Source organism: Streptomyces sp. SAI-170 (assembly GCF_049739565.1).
Lineage (GTDB): Bacteria > Actinomycetota > Actinomycetes > Streptomycetales > Streptomycetaceae > Streptomyces.
Genome location: NZ_JBMGQD010000001.1, coordinates 1,009,566 through 1,028,149, shown reverse-complemented (window position 1 = coordinate 1,028,149; position 18,584 = coordinate 1,009,566). Strand labels below are relative to the sequence as shown.

The window sequence follows — 18,584 nt, the reverse complement described above, 5'->3', positions numbered from 1 at the left end:
ACAGCAGCGCCCCTCCAGGGGCGCGGGGAACTGCGCGATCAGCCACGTACGGCCCGCAGCCCGAACAAAACAGCAACCCGGCAGACGCTCACGCCCCCCAACCGGCCTGCGACCCTCCAACCCGCTCAGCAACGATCTTCGAGGCCCATCCGGACCGCGCATACGCCTCCAGCGGCGAGGGGTCCAGCCCCATCTCCTCCCGCACCTCCCGCAGCAGAGGCCGCACATCCGTGGCGTACGCATCCATCACCACGGCATTCGCGCCGAGCACATCCCCAGAAGCCTGCGCCGCAGCCAACGCCCCCCGATCCACGAGCAGCGCCTTCGCCGTGGCCTCCTGAACGTTCATGACCGATCGAATGATCGCGGGGATCTTCGCCTCGATGTTGTGACACTGATCGAGCATGAAAGCGACCTCGGAGGTGAACCCCCCGCCCCGAACGACCTCGTACATGATCCGGAACAACTGGAACGGATCGGCGGCCCCGACCATCAGGTCGTCATCGGCGTAGAACCGCGAGTTGAAGTCGAACCCGCCGAGCTTCCCCTCGCGCAGCAGCGTCGCCACGATGAACTCGATGTTCGTGCCCGGCGCGTGATGCCCCGTGTCGACGACGACCTGCGCTTTCGGTCCGAGCTTCAGGCAGTGTGCGTACGCCGTCCCCCAGTCCGGCACGTCGGTCGTGTAGAAGGCCGGCTCGAAGAACTTGTACTCCAGCAGCATCCGCTGCCCGTCCCCCAGCCGCTCGTACACCTCCGCGAGCCCCTCAGCGAGCCGGTCCTGGCGCGCGCGGATGTCGTCCTGCCCGGGATAGTTCGTGCCGTCGGCGAACCAGAGCTTCAGATCCGCCGAACCGGTCGCGTCCATGATGTCGACGCACTCCAGCAGATGGTCGACCGCCTTGCGGCGCACCGCCGCGTCGGGATGGCAGATGCTGCCGAGCTTGTAGTCGTCGTCCTGGAAGGTGTTGGAGTTGATCGCCCCGAGCCGCACCCCGCGGTCCTCGGCGTGCTTGGCGAGCGCGGCGTAGTCGTCGACCTTGTCCCAGGGGATGTGCAGGGCGACGGTCGGCGCCACCCCGGTGAACGCGTGCACCTGGGCCGCGTCGTCCAGCTTCTCGAAAGGCGTGCGCGGCACACCCGGCTGCGTGAACACCTTGAAACGGGTCCCCGAGTTCCCGTACGCCCACGACGGCGTCTCGACGGCCTGGGTCTTCAGCGCGGCCTTCACCGCGGCGAGGTCGGTCACTTCGGGCTCCTGCATCAGTCGGAAGACTCCTCGATGAAACGATTCAGAACGCGAAGCTATGGGCCCCTGCAAGGTGTGTCAACCCCTCTGTCCAGGCCCGTTCGTGCGCCATGGACCTGCGCTTCACCTTTCGAAAACTTTTCGAGACGGACCCATTGACGCCGCATGGCCGACGTGCCTACCGTCCCGGCAATCACTTGAAACCTTTCACGCCGTGGGGCCGGGACCGCTCCGCCCCCGTCGTCGAGGAGCCCCCATGACCCACCCGTCCGACACGGGACAAGCCCCCGTGCTCGCGCTCAGGGACGTCTCCAAGTCCTTCGGCGCCGTACGCGCGCTGCGGGGCGTCTGTCTGGAGCTGTTCGCCGGCGAGGTGCACGCGCTCGCCGGGGAGAACGGCGCGGGCAAGTCGACCCTGATCAAGACGCTCGCCGGCGTGCACCGCCCGGACACCGGCCAGGTGCTCCTCGACGGCGCGTCCGTCGCCTTCCACGGGCCGGGCGACGCCCGGGACGCCGGCATCGCGGTGATCTACCAGGAGCCGACGCTCTTCCCCGACCTGTCCATCGCCGAGAACATCTTCATGGGCCGCCGGCCCCGCCGCACTCTCGGCCGGATCGACCACAGGGCCGTGCACGCCGCCACCCTGGCCCTGATGCGCCGCCTCGGTGTCGACCTCGACCCCGACCGGCCCGCGCGCGGCCTGTCCATCGCCGACCAGCAGATCGTCGAGATCGCCAAGGCGCTCTCCTTCGACGCCCGTGTCCTGATCATGGACGAGCCGACCGCCGCCCTGACCGGCAGCGAGGTCGCCCGCCTCTTCGGGGTCGTCCGCACACTGCGCGAACAAGGCGCGGCCGTGCTGTTCATCTCCCACCGTCTGGAGGAGATCTTCGAGATCTGCCAGAAGGTGACCACCCTGCGCGACGGCGCCTGGATCGCGAGCGAACCGCTGGCGGACATGACCGAGGACGACCTCGTCCGCCGTATGGTCGGCCGCGACCTCGACGAGCTCTACCCCAAGCAGGACGTGACGCCCGGCGAAGTCGCCCTGAGCGTGCGCCGGCTCACCCGCGAGGGCGTCTTCACCGACGTCTCCTTCGACGTACGGCGCGGCGAGATCGTCGGCCTGGCAGGCCTCGTCGGCGCGGGCCGCACAGAGGTCGCCCGAGCCGTGTTCGGTATCGACCGCTGGGACGCGGGAGAGGTGTCCGTGGAGGGCAAGGCCCTGGTCAACGGCGCCCCGTCCACGGCCATGGCGTCCGGGCTCGCCCTCGTCCCCGAGGACCGCCGCGCGCAGGGCCTGGTGATGGACATGTCCATCGAGCGCAACATCGGCCTCACCGGACTGCGCACGACCGTGAGGGCGGGCCTAGTCGACCGGGGCGCCGAACGCAGCCGCTCCCTCGACTGGGCCGTAAAACTCCAGGTCAAGTACGCGCGGATCGCCGACGCCGTGTCCACCCTCTCCGGCGGCAACCAGCAGAAGGTCGTCCTCGCCAAGTGGCTCGCCACCGGCCCCAGGGTGCTCATCGTCGACGAGCCGACCCGCGGCATCGACGTCGGCACCAAGGCCGAGGTGCACCGGCTGCTGTCGCAGCTCGCCGCCGACGGCGTGGCCGTCCTGATGATCTCCTCCGACCTGCCCGAGATCCTCGGCATGGCCGACCGCGTCCTCGTCATGCACGAGGGCCGGCTCACCGCCGAGATCCCCCGCTCCGAAGCCACCGAGGAAACCGTGATGGCCGCAGCCACGGGGAGGGCCGCCGCATGACGGTCACCGCCCCCGAGCACACCCCCGTGTCGGACGTGCCGAAGTCCGGCGGCACCCGCCTGGTCGACCGCGTCTTCAAGATGCGCGAGCTGGCCATCCTGGTCGTCTTCCTGGTGATGATCGCCGTCACCCAGGCCGGCAACAGCGAGTTCCTGTCCGAGCAGGGCATCAAGGACCTGCTGCTGAACGCGACCATCCTGGTCCTGGTCGCCACCGGCCAGTCCCTCGTCGTCATCACCCGCAACGTCGACCTGTCCGTCGGCTCCACCCTCGGGATCAGCGCCTTCGCCGCCGGCACCTACCTCCAGGGCGGCGGCAACCCCGTGGTGGCCGTCCTGCTCGCCGTCCTCACGGGCGTCGGCTTCGGACTGCTCAACGGCCTGCTGGTCAGCCTCGGCCAGGTGCCCGCGCTCGTCGTCACCCTCGGCACGCTGTACATCGTCCGCGGCATCGACTCCATCTGGGTCGGCTCCCGGCAGATCACCGCGGCGGACCTGCCCGGCGGCTTCGTCGACTTCGGCTCCGGCGGCATCTCCGCCGTGCCGTACCTGGCGCTGATCGCGCTCGCCGTGCTGGTGACCACCGCGTACTACCTCAAGCACTACGGCAGCGGACGCGAGCTGTACGCGCTCGGCTCCAACCCGGAGGCCGCACGGCTCGCCGGCATCCCGGTGCGCAAGCGGATCCTCACCGCCTACACCTTCTGCGGGGCGGCCGCGGGGCTCGCCGGGGCCATGTATCTGGCCCGGTTCGGCAACGTCGACTCCGGCACGGGCAACGGCTACGAACTGACCGTCGTCAGCGCGGTCGTGGTCGGCGGGGTCGTCTTCACCGGCGGGTCCGGGAGCGTGTACGGAGCGGCCCTCGGCGCGCTGCTGCTGACCTCCATCAACAGCGTGCTGCCCGCCCTCGGCGTCAGCTCCGTCTGGGTGCTCGCCATCAACGGCCTTCTGCTCATCCTCGCCATCGTGGTCGACCGGATCGTCGGGCTGCGCGTGGCCGACGCCCTGAAGAAGAGGAACGCCCGCCATGCCTGAGTCCCTTGTGCGTGCGGTCCGATGGTCCTCCTGGAAAAGGTGGGATTCAGCCGTCGGTGCGCTTCTGATCGTTGTGCTGCTGTTGTCCTTCGGATCCGTCGACGGCTTCGGAAACGCGCTCAATCTCTCTTTCCTGATCGGAAACACGCTTCCGATCGCACTGATCGCGCTACCGATGACGCTCCTGGTCGTTTCCGGGGAGATCGATCTTTCGGTCGCCTCGACCGCCGGTCTGTCCGGTGCGGTCATGGGCGCCCTGTGGAACCAGGGCATGACGATCGAGACGATCATCCCGATCTGTCTGCTGCTCGGTGTGGTGTGCGGTCTGGTCAACGGACTGCTGGTGACCAGGCTGGGACTGCCGTCCCTGGCCGTCACCATCGGCACGCTCGCCGCGTATCGCGGGATCGCCCAGATCGTGCTCGGCTCGGACGCGGTCACCGACTTTCCCACGCAGTACCTGGACTTCGCGGCCGGGCGGATCGGGGACACGTTCATCCCCTATGCGTTTGTGCCTTTCCTGGCGCTTCTCGCCATCGCCGTGATCGTTCTGCACGCCACGCCGTTCGGCCGATCGCTTTTCGCGACGGGCGCGAACGAGGAGGCCGCGCGGTTCGCCGGCATCCGGGTCAAGCGGCAGAAGCTCATCCTGTTCACGGTCACCGGACTCATGGCTTCGCTCACCGGTGTCTTCTGGGCCCTGCACTATGCGAGTGCGCGGTACGACAACGCCACCGGCCTGGAGCTTTCCGTCGTCGCCGCGGTGCTGCTCGGTGGTATCGACTTCGACGGGGGCAAGGGGACGCTCGGCGGTGCGATCGCGGGGGTGTTCCTGCTCGGTGCGCTGCAGAACGTCATGAGCCTTCAGGACGTCTCCGCACAGTCGCAGATCGTCGTCACCGGTGTGCTGCTCGTTCTTTCCGTGCTCGGACCTCGGGTTGTGCGGCAGATCGCCGTCGTGCGTGCTCGATCGTCCGGCTGATCGGTTGTTTTGTGGTTGATCGCGCCCACGCGGCGGAGCCGCACATCGATACAGCCCCGTGCCCCTTCAGGGCGTTTCCCTTCCTCCCCGTTCAAAAGGACTCACCATGCCCATGCGCCGCACCCTCGTCCCCCTCGTGATCATCGGCTCCCTCGCCCTCGCCGCCTGCGGCGGCACCACCAAGGAGGACGTCGCCAAGGAGGACGCCTCCGCCGCCACCGCCGGCAAGGCCGATCCGAACGCCCGGCTCAAGAAGGGCCTGACCGTCGGCTTCCTGCCCAAGCAGGTGAACAACCCGTACTTCACCAGCGCCGACAAGGGCGGCGAGAAGGCACTCACCGAACTGGGCTCCAGCTACAAGGAGGTCGGCCCCTCCAGCGCCACCGACACCGCCGGGCAGGTGAGCTACGTCAACACGCTCACCCAGCAGCAGGTCGACGCGATGGCCGTGTCCGCGCAGGACCCCGGCGCGCTGTGCACCGCGCTGAAGCAGGCCATGAAGAACGGGATCAAGGTCGTCACGTACGACTCGGACACCACCCCCGGCTGCCGCAACGCCTTCATCTCGCAGGCCTCCGCCGAGGACCTGGGCCGCACCGAGGTGCAACTGCTGGCCGAGCAGATCGGGTACAAGGGCGAGATCGCGATCCTGTCGGCCGCGCAGACCGCCACCAACCAGAACACCTGGATCGAGTTCATGAAGGACGAACTCGAGGACCCCAAGTACAAGGACATGAAGCTGGTCAAGGTCGCCTACGGCAATGACGACGCCCAGCAGTCCTTCCAGCAGACCCAGGGCCTGCTCCAGGAGTACCCGAGCCTGAAGGGGATCATCTCCCCGACCACCGTCGGCATCAAGGCGGCCGCCCAGTACCTGTCCGGCTCCAAGTACAAGGGCAAGGTCAAGCTGACCGGCCTCGGCACCCCGAACGACATGCGCAAGTACGTCAAGAACGGCACCGTCGACGCGTTCGAGCTGTGGGACCCGGCCAAGCTCGGCGACCTCGCCGCCCGCGCCTCCGTCGCGCTGGTGTCCGGCCAGATCACCGGCAAGGAGGGCGAGACCTTCAAGGCCGGCGACACGACCTACACCATCGGCAAGGACGGCGTGATCAGCCTCGGCAAGCCGACCGTGTTCGACGCGAAGAACATCGACCAGTACAACTTCTAGCCACGGGGCGGTACGTCACCATGCAGCGCGTCTGTTTCCTGCTCAAGGTCCGCCAGGACCGGCTCGACGAGTACCGCGAGCGCCATGCCGAGGTATGGCCGGAGATGCTCCAGGCGCTCACGGCCACCGGCTGGCGCAACTACTCCCTCTTCCTGCGCGACGACGGCCTCCTCGTCGGCTACCTGGAGACCGAGGACTTCCAGGCCGCCCTGGCCGGCATGGAGGCCACCGACGTCAACGCCCGCTGGCAGAAGGAGATGGCGCCGTTCTTCGAGGCACTGGACGGCGCCCGCCCGGACGAGGCGATGAAGCCGCTGACGGAAGTCTTCCACCTCGCCTGATCCGGGAGCCGGACCATGAAACCGTCGCTCACCCTTAGCGGCAGCACCCGACTGGACGCGCACGCCCTGTACTTCGTCTCCTACGACGGCCTCGTCAACAACAACTCCTTCCAGAAGAACGGCCTGTTGACCTACCGCGGCCATCAGTACGCCGCCTGGTACACCGCCGACCGCTCCGCCGTGGTCGCCCGGCGCGCCCTCGGCGAGGACACCTGGGAGACCGTCCGGCTGGGCCACCGCCTGCGCTACGACGACTCCCACAACGTCATCTCCATGGGCGTCTCCGCCGTCGACGGCCGGCTGCACCTCGTCCTCGACTCGCACAGCGACGGCTTCTTCTACGTCAAGTCGGCCGCCGGTCTCCTCGACCCGGACGAACCGGCGGCCGGCGCCTGGACACCGGCCGCACTGGGCCCCGTACACACCACCCTGGACGGTCTGCCGCTCACCCCGCGCTTCACGTATCCGCAGTTCCTCACCACCCCCGAGGGCCTGCTCCAGCTCAGCCACCGCGACGGCGTCTCCGGCGACGGGCGCAACGCCCTCGCCGAGTACGACGGTTCGCGGTGGCGGGCGCTGGGGGAGTGGAGCAGCTCCACCGGCCTCTACCGATCCTCCACCGGCGCCCACCGCACCTCCACCGCCCGCAACATGTACCTGCACGGCATCGACTACGACGTCCACGGCCGCCTGCACGCCTTCTTCACCTGGCGCGAGCAGGACCCGGCCGTGCTGCGCGCGGCCGGTGGCCTCACCAACCACGACACCGGATACGTGTACTCCGACGACCGCGGCCGCACCTGGCGCAACGACGCCGGCGAGGCTCTGGGGGAAGTCGCCGTCACGTCCCCCGGCGTGATCGTCGACCCGCTCGGCCCGGACCACTGCCTGATGAACCAGGAGAGCCAGGCCGTCGACTCCGCCGGACGCCCGCACGCGATCATCAGCCATGTGCCGGTCCGCCTCGGCCCGCGCACCGGCGACTACGTCACCGAGCGCGTCCGGCACGCCCGCGCCCACCACCTGCGCAAGGACGCCGCCGGGCACTGGCTCAAGACCGAGATCCCGGTCCCGCTCGCCTCCAGCCAGCGCACCAAGCTGGTCCTGGACCGCCACGACAACGCCTACGCCGTCCTGCCGTACGGGCGGATCGCCGCCGCCTCCCGGGCCTCAGGTCACACGGACTGGACGCTGCTGTTCGACGGCGAGGGACTGAACGCCTTCGGCGAGGTCGTCGTCGACGAGACACGGATCGCGGCCGACGGCGTGCTGTCGTTCCTGTACCAGGAGCGGTCCACGGGAACCACCCCGTCGGCCCTGCACGTCGTGGACTTCACACTGCCCTATGACGGGGGCCGAGTCGCGCGGGGACGGCGGTAGTGTGAAGGCCTTCCCGCCCTTCCCGCCGCCCCTCGTTCACCTGGAGGACTTCGCCCGATGGCCCAGTCGGTGGGTATCAAGGACGTCGCCCGCGTCGCCGGAGTGTCCGTCGGCACGGTGTCCAACGTCATCAACCGCCCGGACACCGTCGCCGCCGAGACCCGCGCGCGGGTGCTCAGCGCGATCGACCGGCTCGGCTATGTGCGCAGCGAGTCCGCGCGGCAGCTGCGGGCCGGCCGCAGCCGCATCATGGGCCTGCTCGTCCTCGACATGGGCAACCCCTTCTTCGTCGACGTGGCACGCGGCGCCGAGCGGGCCGCCCGGGACGCCGGGCTCGGCGTGATGGTCTGCAACAGCGCCGAGAGCGTCAGCGAGGAGGCCGAGTACCTCTCCCTCTTCGCCGAGCAGCGGGTGCGGGGCGTGCTGCTCACCCCGGCGGACGCCACCGGTCGCAACATCGCGGCCTTCCGCCGGCACGGCATCCCGTTCGTGCTGGTCGACCGCGTGTCGGAGGGCACCAGCGAGTGCTCGGTGTCCGTGGACGACGTGGCGGGCGGCGCGCTGGCGGTCCGCCACCTCATCGACGCCGGGCACCGCTCCCTGGCGTACGTCAGCGGCCCGCCCGGCTTCACCCAGGTCCGCGACCGCCGCATCGGCGCGCTGAACGCCCTCGCGGAGGCCGGGCTCGGCCCTCAGTGCCTGCGCGAGATCCCCACCGAGCGCCTCGACGTCACCGCGGGCCGCGACGCCGGTGCCCGTCTGCTCGGCCTCGCCGACCGCCCCACCGCGGTGTTCTGCGCCAACGACCTGCTCGCCCTCGGGGTGCTCCAGGCGATGTACGCGGCCGGCGTCGACATCCCCGGCGACCTCGCGATCGTCGGCTACGACGACATCGAGTTCGCCGCCGCGGCCGCCGTACCCCTCACCTCGGTCCGCCAGCCCGCCGTCACCATGGGCGCCCTGGCCGCGGAACTCCTCCTGGAGGAGACCGAGGAGACCGGCAGCCCCCACGAACACCGCCGGGTCGTGCTCCAGCCGGAACTGGTGGTCCGCCGCTCCAGCCTGTCGGCCCGCTGAGCGGCGGTTCAGTAACGGTTCATGATCCCTGGGTTCGGCAGAAGCCTGTCCATATGTTGGACTGGGAGCTGACCTGCACGTAGAGCCTGCGACCCAGGATCTCCGACCGCACCGGGAGCACCCTTGACCCTCAGCTACCGTCAGCCCGGCGTCGTCCTCACCGACCGCCGCTTCACCGTGCCGCTCGACCACGACGACCCCACGGGCGAGACCATCGAGCTGTACGCCCGTGAGGTCGTCGCGAGCGACAAGGCGCACCAGGGCCTGCCGTGGCTGGTCTACCTCCAGGGCGGCCCCGGCTTCGGCGCCAACCGCTTCATCGGCAGGCCCGCCTGGCTCGGCCGCGCCCTGAAGGAGTACCGCGTCCTGCTGCTGGACCAGCGCGGCACCGGCCACTCCACGCCCGCCAACCGCCAGACGCTCCCGCTGCGCGGCGGCCCCGCCGAGCAGGCCGACTACCTCACCCACTTCCGCGCCGACTCCATCGTCCGCGACTGCGAGGCCATCCGCCCCCAGGTCACCGGCGGCGCCACGTGGACGGTCCTCGGCCAGAGCTTCGGCGGCTTCTGCACCGTCAACTACCTCTCCACCGCCCCCGAGGGCCTGACCGCCGCCCTGATCACCGGCGGCCTGCCCTCCCTGCACGCCCACGCCGACGACGTCTACCGCGCCGCCTACCCGCGCGTCGAGCGCAAGGTCGCCGCCCACTACGCCCGCTACCCGCAGGACGTCGAGCGGGCCCGCGCCATCGCCGACCACCTCCTGCACCACGAGGTGACCCTCCCGGGCGGCTACCGCCTCACCGTCGAGGCCTTCCAGTCCCTCGGCATCCTCCTCGGCGGCGGCGAGGGCAGCCACCGCCTGCACTTCCTGCTGGAGCACGCCTTCGTGCCCACCCCGCACGGCCCGGCCCTCTCCGACGCCTTCCAGGAAGAGGTCCAGGGCCTCCTCTCCTACGCCGGCCACCCGCTGTACGCCCTCGTCCACGAGGCCATCTACGGCCAGGACCCCCGCCCCACGGCCTGGTCCGCCGAACGCGTCCGCGCCGAGTTCCCCCAGTTCGACGCGGCCAAGACCCTCACCGGCGACGGCCCGCTCCTCTTCACCGGCGAGACCGTCCACCCCTGGATGTTCGACTGCGACCCGTCCCTGCGCCCCTTGCGCGAGACAGCCGACCTCCTGGCCGGCCGCACGGACTGGACCCCGCTGTACGACGCCGCACGCCTGGCGGCGAACGAGGTCCCGGTCGCGGCCGCGATCTACCACGACGACATGTACGTCGACACGGCCCACTCCCTGGAGACGGCTCGCGCGATCCGCGGCCTGCGCACCTGGGTGACGAACGAGTTCGAGCATGACGGTGTGCGCGCGGGAGGCCCGAAGGTACTGGACCGACTCCTGGCTCTTGTCCGAGACGAGGTGTAGAACCCTAGGGGCGCGGGGAACTGCGCGATCGGCCACGCACAACCCGCAGACATAAGACGGCACTTCAAGCCCACGCACTACTCTGCGATCATGACAGAGATCGCTCAGCTGAACCCCATGCCCGAGGACTGGCAGCGCGCACTGGCAGTGGTGGCCCACCCCGACGACCTCGAATACGGCTGCTCCGCCGCCATCGCCCAGTGGACGGACGGCGGCCGCGACGTGGCCTACGTCCTGGCCACCCGCGGAGAGGCCGGCATCGACACCCTGGAACCGGACAAGTGCGGCCCGCTGCGCGAGCAGGAGCAGCGGGCCAGCGCCGCGGTCGTGGGCGTCACCACCGTCGAGTTCCTCGACCACAAGGACGGCGTCGTCGAGTACGGCACGGCCCTGCGGAGGGACATCGCCGCGGCGATCCGCCGCCACCGCCCCGAGCTGGTGATCACCCTCAACCACCGCGACACCTGGGGCGGAGTCGCCTGGAACACCCCCGACCACGTCGCCGTCGGCCGGGCCACCCTGGACGCGGCGGCCGACGCGGGCAACCGGTGGATCTTCCCCGAGCTGACCGAACAGGGCCTGGAACCCTGGAACGGCGTCCGCTGGGTCGCCGTCGCCGGTTCCAGCACGCCCACCCACGCGATGGAGGCGACGGCCGGCCTGGAGCGGGCGGTGCACTCCCTGCTGGAACACCGCAGCTACATCGAGGCCCTGACGAGCGAGGACCCGGAGACGTACGTCCGCGGCTTCCTCACCGGCAACGCCGAGGCCGCCGCCGCCCGCTTCGGCGGCAAGCCGGCCGTGACCTTCGAGCTGTTCAGCCGATGACGGCGCAGACCTTCGAGGAGCACCGCGACCATCTGCGCGCGGTGGCCTACCGCATGCTCGGCTCGCTCGCCGAGGCGGACGACGCCGTGCAGGAGACCTGGCTGAAGTACCACGGGGCCGACGTCACCGAGGTGCGCAACCTCGGCGGCTGGCTGACCACCGTGATCAGCCGGATCTGCCTCAGCATGCTGCGCTCGCGCACCTCGCGCCGGGAACAGCCCATGGACGAGGCGTTCGTGCCCGACCCCGTCGTGCGGCCGCTGTCGGAGATCGACCCGGAGCGGGAGGTGCTGCACGCCGACTCGGTGGGCCTCGCCCTGCTGGTCGTGCTGGAGAATCTGGAGCCCGCCGAGCGCCTGGCGTTCGTGCTGCACGACATGTTCGCCGTGCCGTTCGACGAGATCGCCCCGATCGTGGAGCGCAGCGTGGACGCCACCCGGCAGCTCGCCAGCCGGGCCCGGCGGCGGGTGCGCGGCGCCTCCCCGTCCGCCGCCCCGGATCTGGGCCGGCAGCGCAAGGTCCTGGACGCCTTCATGGCGGCCGCGCGCGGCGGCGACTTCGACGCGCTGCTCGCCGTCCTCGACCCGGACGTCGTCCTGCGCGCCGACTCCGGCCCGCTGGTGCGCGGCGCGGCCGCCTCCAAGGTCGTTCGCGGCGCCCGCCCGGTCGCCGAACAGGCCATGCTGTTCCGGCAGTTCGCCCCGAACGCCCGCTTCCTGCTGCTGGGCGACGGGATCGGGGTGGCCAACGTGGTGGACGGCCAGGTGCTCTCCCTCATGGGCGTCACCGTCACGGACGGCCGTATCACCGAGATGTTCATCCTGGCCGACCCCGAGCGGCTCGCCCGTCTCGACCTTCCGTCGTTCGCCGAGGACTGACGGTACGTCAGACACCGGCCGGTGTGCGGTGCGGGTCCACGACCCGCCCGTCCGGCAGGAGTTCACCGGTGTCGTCGAAGACGATCGTGCCGTTGCACAGCAGGCTCCAGCCCTGCTCGGGGTGGGCCGTGACGACGGCCGCGGTGTGGTGGTGCGGGCTCTCGGCGGTGGGGCACGGCGGCTGATGGCTGCACATGGCGTCTCCTCGATCCGGTGGGGCTCCTGCCGCGACTCGGTTCCTCACCCCAGTGGTAGCCGACGTTGTTTTCGGCTGCATGAGGGGACCCCACAGAACCGGAAACTCAGCGGTGAGTTCGCGCCTCCGCGGGCGCGCGCCCCGCCGCCGGAGCGGTCCGCCGGCGCAGCCGCAGCCGCAGCCCCTCGGGCATCAGGGTGAGGCGCTCGGCGACCCGCAGCCGGTAGCCGGGGTCGGGCACCAGCTCGTAGCGGCGCAGCAGCAGACCCAGCACGAGCGTGGCCTCGTGCAGCGCGAACTGGCGTCCGATGCAGGCCCGCGCGCCGGTCCCGAACGGCTTGAAGGTGTGCGGGGGACGGGCGCGGACGGCGGCCGCGTCGAAGCGGTCCGGGTCGAACCGTTCGGCGTCCGGCCCCCACGCCCGCGGATCGCGGTGCAGGGACGCGGTGAGCACCAGCGCCCACGCGCCGCGCCGCATCGGATGCGTCCCCGCGAGCACGGTGTCCGTCCGGGCCTCGCGGGCGAACGCCGGAGCCGTCGGCCACAGTCGCAGCGACTCGTCCAGCACCCGGCGTACGTACCGCAGTTTGGCCACCTGCTCGTACTCCGGTGTCTCCGCGTCGCCCCACACCCGGTCCACCTCGGCGCGGGCGCGCTCGGCGATCTCGGGGTGCAGGGCCAGATAGTGCAGGGCGAAGGAGAGCGCGCCGGAGGTGGTCTCGTGGCCCGCGACCAGGAAGGTGATCACCTGGTGCCGGACGTTCCGCGCCGACAGCCGCTCACCGGTCTCGGGGTGCGCGGTGTCGAGCATCCGGTCCAGCAGGTCACCCCCGCCGCTCGACCCGGACGCCCGCCGGGCTTCCACCAGCTCGTCGACGGTGTGGTTGAGATACGCGATGTCGGCGGCGTTGCGGCGCGCTGCTGCGCGTATCAGCAGCGGCGAGGGCACGGAGTTGAGCCGCTGGGCGTAGCTGAGGGTGCCCACCATCGCGGTGACGAAGGGGTGCGGCCGGTCCCGCTCGAAGGAGTCGAAGTCATGGCCGAAGCCGGTGCGCGCGATCGTCTCCAGCGTCAGCTTGGTCATGTCCCCGGGCACGTCCACGGACCGCCCGGCGGCCGCCCGCGCGTCCCAGTGGTCCGTCAGCCGCGCGGCCACGTCCAGCATCATCGGGTGGTAGCCCGCCATCGCCTCGCGGCTGAAGCCGGGCGCGAGCACGTCGTGCGCCAACTGCCAGTTGGACTCGTGGTTGTACGCCGTGAACAGGCCGTCCCCGGCGACCGGCCGCAGGTTGGCGATGCCGAGCCCCACATGCTTGGCGAAGCGTGACTCGTCCGCCAGCTCGGCGGCCAGGTCCGCGCCCCACACGAACACGAACTCCCGGCCGAACGCCCGCCGCCGGAAGATCGGGCCCAGCTCGCGGCCGATGCGCATCGAGTCCTGCAGCGGGGTGCGCAGGCTGACCCCGAGGACATCGCCCAGCAGGGGGAGCCGGCGGGGCGGGTGCGGAATGCGGTGCAGCTCGGGCCAGCCCTGCTCGGCGCTGCGGAATCCCCGGGGCAGCCCGTCCGGTGTCCGCTGCGTCGCCGTCTCCGCCATGACGCGATCTCCCTTGATCCAACGGCAGGTTGAGCCTGTTGTACGTGGGTTCAACAGTGCGGCCAGTCTCCGCCCGCTGTTGAACCGACGTCAAGTAAAGTGCGGGCATGGCCGCGAACCAGGGTGAGCGCACACGCCGTCGGCTCAGCACCGAGGAGCGCCGTGAGCAGCTCCTGACGGTCGGGGCGCGGCTGTTCTCGGAGAACCCGTACGACGACGTGTGGATCGAGCAGGTCGCCGAGATCGCGGGAGTGTCCCGCGGCCTCCTCTACCACTACTTCCCGACCAAACGGGACTTCTTCGCCGCGGTGGTGGAGCGGGAGAGCGAGCGCATGCTGCGCATGACGGCCGCGGTACCGGGCGTCCCCGTGCGTGAACAGCTCACCGCGGGCCTGGACACCTATCTGGAGTACGTCGCGTCCCACGCCCACGGCTACCGCGCCTTCCACCGCGCCGACGCCGCCGGCGACCAGGCCGTCCGCCGCGTCTACCAGCGCGCCCTCGCCGCCCAGGAACAGCAGATCCTCGCGGCCCTCGCCGCCGACCCCGAGTTCGGGCCGGCCTTCGCCGAACGCCCCGACCTCCCCCTCGCCGTCCGCGGCTGGCTCGCCTTCACCACCGCGGTCTGCCTGGAGTGGCTGCGCGGCCCGGACCTGAGCCGAGAGCAGGTCCGGGACCTGTGTGCGCGGGCGTTGCTGGGGGTGGTGACCGGCTGAGCGGCTTGGCGGCGGCCGTGATCTCCGATAGGTTAGGTGAGCCTTACCTAAGGAGGAACGCATGGGTGACCCCTGGACGGCCGTGCCCGGCGCGGCGGAACGCGCGCGGTCGGTGCTCTCGACGGCGTGGTCGTGCTCGGTGACGGCGGACGGCGGCCGGGAGGAGCTCGTCGGCGCGCACACCGTGACCGACGACGGCCGGGTCGTGCTGCAGTTGCCCGAGGACAGCGCACTGCTCGCGGCCGCGCTCTGCGCACCCCGCGGTGAGCCGTCCGCCGTCCTGGAGTTCGCCGACGTCGCCCCCGTCCCCGTGCGCAACCGGATCCGCGCCCGGCTGTGGATCGCCGGCTGGTTCACCTCCGAGGACGGCGGCCTCGCCCTGCGCCCCACCCGGGTCGTCCTGCGCCGCCCCGCCGGTGCCGAGCTCGTCGGCCTCGACGAGTTCACCGCCGCGGCCCCCGACCCGCTGGCCGGCGCCGAGGCGCACCTGCTGACCCACCTCGCCGACGCCCACCCGGACGCGGTCGAACGCCTCACCCGGCTCGTCGAGCCGGACAGCCTGCACGGCGCCGTCCGGGTCCGGCCCCTCGCGGTCGACCGCCACGGCCTCACCCTGCGCATCGAACGCGTCCGCGCCCACGGCGACGTACGCCTGCCCTTCCACGCCCCCGCCGACACCGTCGCCCAGCTCACCGAGCGTATGCACGTCCTGCTCGGCCAGGCCGCGGCCACCGGCTGCCCTCGCGCCCTACAGCGGCACCGCGCAGACGGCGACCGCTGACGGGAACGGCCGCCCCGCGAGCCGCAGCCCACCGCTCGCCGCGTCCACGTGGAACACGCTCACCGTGCCCGACCGCTGATTCGCCGCGAACAGCAGCCGCCCGTCCGGCGACAGCGCGAGATGGCGGGGGAAGTCCCCGCCCACCGGCACGGTGTCCAGCAGCCTGAGCCGGGCACCCGCCGCCTCCACCGCGTAGCGCGTGATGCTGTTGTGCCCCCGGTTCGCCAGATACGCGAACGCCCCGTCCGCGGTGACCACGAACTGTGCCGGATAGCTGGTGCCCTCACCCGTGCCCGTGGACTGCGGCGCACCGATCGTCAGCCGCCCGGTCCCGCGTTCGTACGCGCACACGGCCACCGTGTTGTCCACCTCGTTGGCCAGATACGCGTACCGGCCACCCGGATGGAAGGTCAGATGCCGAGGCCCCGCACCCGGCCGGGTGTGCGCCTGCCCGACCTCCTCCAGCGTGCCCCTGCGCAGGTCGAGGCGGTAGCTGTAGACGGTGTCCGTGCCGAGGTCCACGGCGAGCACCGTGTCCGGCTCGGGCCCGGTGACGAACTGATGGGCGTGCGGGCCCTCCTGCCCGGGTGCGGGCGCGGGGCGGGAGTGCGTGACCACGTCGGTGGGCTCACCGAGCGCGCCCGAGGCGTCGACGGGATGCACGGCCACGCTGCCCGAGCCGTAGTTCGCGCTCAGCAGCCAGCGCCCGCCCGGATGCACCGACACATGGCACGGCCCCGACCCGCCCGTGCCACGACTGCCCAGCACCTTCCGGTCCGCGAGGCGCACCGCGGTCACCGTGCCCCGCTCGCGCTCGTTCACCGCGTACAGCGTGCGCCCGTCCGGGTGCACCGCGAGATACGACGGGTCGGCGACACCCGTGACGGTCCCGACCCCGCGGACGCGCCCGCTTCCCGGATCGTAGGAGGCGAGTCCGATGCCCCGGCCGCCGCCCTCGGCGGAGGTGTACGTGCCGAGGTAGAGGGGGCGGGGACCGGAGGGCCGTGACGGCCGCCGGCCGGTCGCCGCGGGGCTCTCGCCGCGCGAGGTCGACGGACCGCCGGCCGGAGGCGCCGGACTGCCGCACCCCGCCAGCGGAAGGGCCGCCACGGCCGCAACGAACCCCCGCCGGCTCCAGCCACGTGCCGTACCGCTCCCCATGCCACACCTCGGGTCGTCGCCTGAGTCTCAGCAGCCACCATGACGCGGACGACCCGCGGGAGCCAAACCGGGCCCGGCCGGTGGGGGCACGGTTTGTTGCAGCGGGGGGCGTGTGCAGAGGGGGCTGGAGTGCAACAAACGGTGACCGCACCGAGGCCGTCAGGACGAGCGCCTGCGGCTCGCGCGGCGGTTCCATCGGGGGAGTTGCAGCCGCTCGCGCAGCCAGGTCAGCCACGGTCGCCGTTCGCGCTGCTCGCGGGAGACGCGGTCCAGCTCCTCCAGGAGCCGGCGCGAGCGGTGCTCGGTGTCCATCTCGTCGAGGATCCGGTTGACCTCGGTCAGCACGGCCCCGCGCAGCTGCCAGTGCTCGGCGTCCAGGCGTACGTCGTCCAGCAGCAGGTCGGCGAGCTTGTCGCGGGTCGTGGCGGCCTGGCGCAGCTCGGCGGTCAGGCGGGCCTCCGCGGACTCGGCGTTCTCGCTGACATGGGTGGTGACCAGCACGGCGAAACTGACCACCGCGTCGGCGACCTCGGACAGCAGCTGCTCCAGGACCGCGCCGGTCTCCTCGCGGAACAGCGGCTCCGGCTCGCGTTCCTTGGCGAGGTCGGTGAGAGTGCGGGCGAGCACCCGCAGGACCACCGTGACGATCTCCAGCGTGTCCAGGCCGGTGCGCAGCACGATCCGGTACAGCAGGCCCTCACGGACGCGCGGGTTGAGCCGCAGGCTGTCCTCGGCCTGCCGCAGGGCCGCGTCCACGCCGACGATGTCGTGGTCCAGGCGGCGTGCCTCGTGCAGCCGCGCCGCCGCGCGCAGGAACGGGGTGTGGCCCGCGGCCTGCTCGCCGAGGCGCAGCATCAGCTGGCGCACCCGGCGGGCCAGCCCCTCGATGGACTCGCCCGCCTCGCCGACCCACACCGGCGGGGGTAGCAGCACATTGATGGAGAGGCCCACCACCGCGCCGATCAGCGTCTCCAGGACCCGCGCCCAGGCGTAGTCGCCGACCGCGGTGACGCCGAGCACCAGCATGGCGCTGATCGCCACTTCGGGGACGTACTCGTCGACTCTGACGAGATGGCCCACCGCCAGCGACGCCACGATCAGCAGGGCCAGGCTCCACCAGGTCAGTCCGACCAGGAGGCTGAACGCGATGGCCACCAGGACACCCGCGACCACGGAGTTCACCCGGCGGATGCCGTTGGTGAGGGTGGCGTAGAGGGTGACCTGGACGACCAGCAGTGCGGTCAGGGGAGCGGTCAGGGGGGCGGCCTCGGGACTGAGGTGCAGGGCCACGACGTACGCGATCGTCGCCGCGGCCGAGGACCGCAGCGCCTGGACGACCACCGGCTCCCGGCGCCGCCTCGCCATGCGCACGAGGGGCGCGGGCCACTCATGTACCACGCGCATCCCTAGGGCTGTTCCCCATCGGCGGGCGGGTCGAACGCCTCTCAGGCGTAGAGCTTGTCGAGGAAGGCGGAAAGGTTGCCCATCGTGCGACTGACCTGCTCTTCCACGCCGAGGGTCTCCTTGATCCGCGGACCCGAGTCGGGGACCTTCTTGCCCCGGACGTAGAGGGAGCACGCGAGGTCGGTGCACATGTACAGCCCGACCGAGTTGCCCTCACGCCCGGCCGTGCCCGCCTTGCGCGCCGTCATCAGGGACACCCCGTTGCCGGGATGCACGGTCAGGCACAGCGAGCACATGCTCCGGTGCAGAAAGCCGCGGTGCGAGGACGGGAACCGCATGGAGACGCCCACCAGGCGCCCCTCCCGCTCGGACACGAGATAGCTCCGGTCCGGCGCCCCCGGATCCCGCCACCCGAGGAAGTCGAGGTCGTCCCACGGCAGCAGCTCGAGATCGCGCGGCACGGCCAGCCGCTTCGCCTCGCCCTTGGAGCAGTTGACGAAGGAGTCGCGGATCTCCCGCTCGGTGAGTGACTTCATGAGTGCAGCCTCCAGAAACCTAAAGCCTTTAGGGACACACCTAGGATAAGC

The 18,584-nt window shown here is 71.2% G+C and carries 18 protein-coding genes; 12 read left to right on the top strand and 6 right to left on the bottom strand.

Annotation, left to right across the window (positions count from 1 at the left end):
* Positions 1–88: 88 nt before the first annotated feature.
* The gene (gene rhaI, locus RKD23_RS04665) at positions 89–1,249 is read right to left on the bottom strand and encodes an L-rhamnose isomerase (RefSeq protein WP_424858158.1); all 1,161 of its coding nucleotides are present in this window, start codon (positions 1,247–1,249) and stop codon (positions 89–91) included.
* 256 nt (positions 1,250–1,505) lie between these two features.
* Here rhaI and RKD23_RS04660 point away from each other — a divergent pair, with 256 nt between their 5' ends.
* The 10 genes from RKD23_RS04660 (at position 1,506) to RKD23_RS04615 (ending at position 12,142) form a co-directional block, all read left to right on the top strand.
* Complete coding sequence (locus RKD23_RS04660) at positions 1,506–3,023, top strand: sugar ABC transporter ATP-binding protein (RefSeq protein ID WP_424852450.1); 1,518 nt, start codon at positions 1,506–1,508, stop codon at positions 3,021–3,023.
* The gene (locus RKD23_RS04655; RefSeq protein WP_424852449.1) at positions 3,020–4,060 is read left to right on the top strand and encodes an ABC transporter permease; all 1,041 of its coding nucleotides are present in this window, start codon (positions 3,020–3,022) and stop codon (positions 4,058–4,060) included. Before RKD23_RS04660 ends, RKD23_RS04655 begins: the two co-directional genes overlap by 4 nt.
* Positions 4,053–5,042, top strand: a complete 990-nt coding sequence (locus RKD23_RS04650) for an ABC transporter permease (RefSeq protein ID WP_424852448.1) — start codon at positions 4,053–4,055, stop codon at positions 5,040–5,042. The genes RKD23_RS04655 and RKD23_RS04650 overlap by 8 nt, the downstream gene beginning before the upstream one ends.
* 106 nt (positions 5,043–5,148) lie before the next feature.
* The gene (gene rhaS, locus RKD23_RS04645; RefSeq protein WP_424852447.1) at positions 5,149–6,213 is read left to right on the top strand and encodes a rhamnose ABC transporter substrate-binding protein; all 1,065 of its coding nucleotides are present in this window, start codon (positions 5,149–5,151) and stop codon (positions 6,211–6,213) included.
* A 20-nt stretch (positions 6,214–6,233) separates the two neighbouring features.
* Positions 6,234–6,554, top strand: a complete 321-nt coding sequence (locus tag RKD23_RS04640) for an L-rhamnose mutarotase (RefSeq protein WP_424852446.1) — start codon at positions 6,234–6,236, stop codon at positions 6,552–6,554.
* A 15-nt stretch (positions 6,555–6,569) separates the two neighbouring features.
* Positions 6,570–7,934: a BNR repeat-containing protein gene (locus RKD23_RS04635; protein WP_424852445.1), complete on the top strand. Its 1,365-nt coding sequence runs from the start codon at positions 6,570–6,572 to the stop codon at positions 7,932–7,934.
* 57 nt (positions 7,935–7,991) lie between these two features.
* The gene (locus RKD23_RS04630) at positions 7,992–9,011 is read left to right on the top strand and encodes a LacI family DNA-binding transcriptional regulator (RefSeq protein ID WP_424852444.1); all 1,020 of its coding nucleotides are present in this window, start codon (positions 7,992–7,994) and stop codon (positions 9,009–9,011) included.
* Between the two features lie 123 nt (positions 9,012–9,134).
* On the top strand, positions 9,135–10,436 hold the full coding sequence (locus RKD23_RS04625) for an alpha/beta fold hydrolase (RefSeq protein WP_424852443.1): 1,302 nt from the start codon (positions 9,135–9,137) through the stop codon (positions 10,434–10,436).
* Between the two features lie 90 nt (positions 10,437–10,526).
* Entirely contained in the window at positions 10,527–11,264 is a 738-nt protein-coding gene (locus tag RKD23_RS04620) for a PIG-L deacetylase family protein (protein WP_424852442.1), read from the top strand.
* Positions 11,261–12,142: a sigma-70 family RNA polymerase sigma factor gene (locus RKD23_RS04615; protein WP_404031073.1), complete on the top strand. Its 882-nt coding sequence runs from the start codon at positions 11,261–11,263 to the stop codon at positions 12,140–12,142. Before RKD23_RS04620 ends, RKD23_RS04615 begins: the two co-directional genes overlap by 4 nt.
* 7 nt (positions 12,143–12,149) lie before the next feature.
* On the opposite strand, the gene RKD23_RS04610 is transcribed toward RKD23_RS04615, so the two are convergent.
* Positions 12,150–12,338 carry a DUF5999 family protein gene (locus RKD23_RS04610; RefSeq protein ID WP_424852441.1) on the bottom strand — a complete coding sequence of 63 codons (189 nt, stop codon included), beginning with the start codon at positions 12,336–12,338 and terminating at the stop codon, positions 12,150–12,152.
* A gap of 106 nt (positions 12,339–12,444) precedes the next feature.
* Entirely contained in the window at positions 12,445–13,935 is a 1,491-nt protein-coding gene (locus RKD23_RS04605) for a cytochrome P450 (RefSeq protein ID WP_424852440.1), read from the bottom strand.
* A 107-nt stretch (positions 13,936–14,042) separates the two neighbouring features.
* Between RKD23_RS04605 and RKD23_RS04600 the strand changes: the two genes are divergently transcribed.
* Positions 14,043–14,651, top strand: a complete 609-nt coding sequence (locus RKD23_RS04600) for a TetR/AcrR family transcriptional regulator (RefSeq protein ID WP_424852439.1) — start codon at positions 14,043–14,045, stop codon at positions 14,649–14,651.
* Between the two features lie 61 nt (positions 14,652–14,712).
* Positions 14,713–15,432, top strand: a complete 720-nt coding sequence (locus RKD23_RS04595) for a DUF2470 domain-containing protein (protein WP_424852438.1) — start codon at positions 14,713–14,715, stop codon at positions 15,430–15,432.
* On the opposite strand, the gene RKD23_RS04590 is transcribed toward RKD23_RS04595, so the two are convergent.
* The 3 genes from RKD23_RS04590 to RKD23_RS04580 form a co-directional block, all read right to left on the bottom strand.
* Entirely contained in the window at positions 15,400–16,593 is a 1,194-nt protein-coding gene (locus RKD23_RS04590) for a lactonase family protein (protein ID WP_424852437.1), read from the bottom strand. The genes RKD23_RS04595 and RKD23_RS04590 overlap by 33 nt on opposite strands.
* 159 nt (positions 16,594–16,752) lie before the next feature.
* The gene (locus RKD23_RS04585) at positions 16,753–17,997 is read right to left on the bottom strand and encodes an FUSC family protein (RefSeq protein WP_424852436.1); all 1,245 of its coding nucleotides are present in this window, start codon (positions 17,995–17,997) and stop codon (positions 16,753–16,755) included.
* A 41-nt stretch (positions 17,998–18,038) separates the two neighbouring features.
* Positions 18,039–18,533: an FBP domain-containing protein gene (locus RKD23_RS04580; protein ID WP_424852435.1), complete on the bottom strand. Its 495-nt coding sequence runs from the start codon at positions 18,531–18,533 to the stop codon at positions 18,039–18,041.
* Between the last annotated feature and the right edge of the window lie 51 nt (positions 18,534–18,584).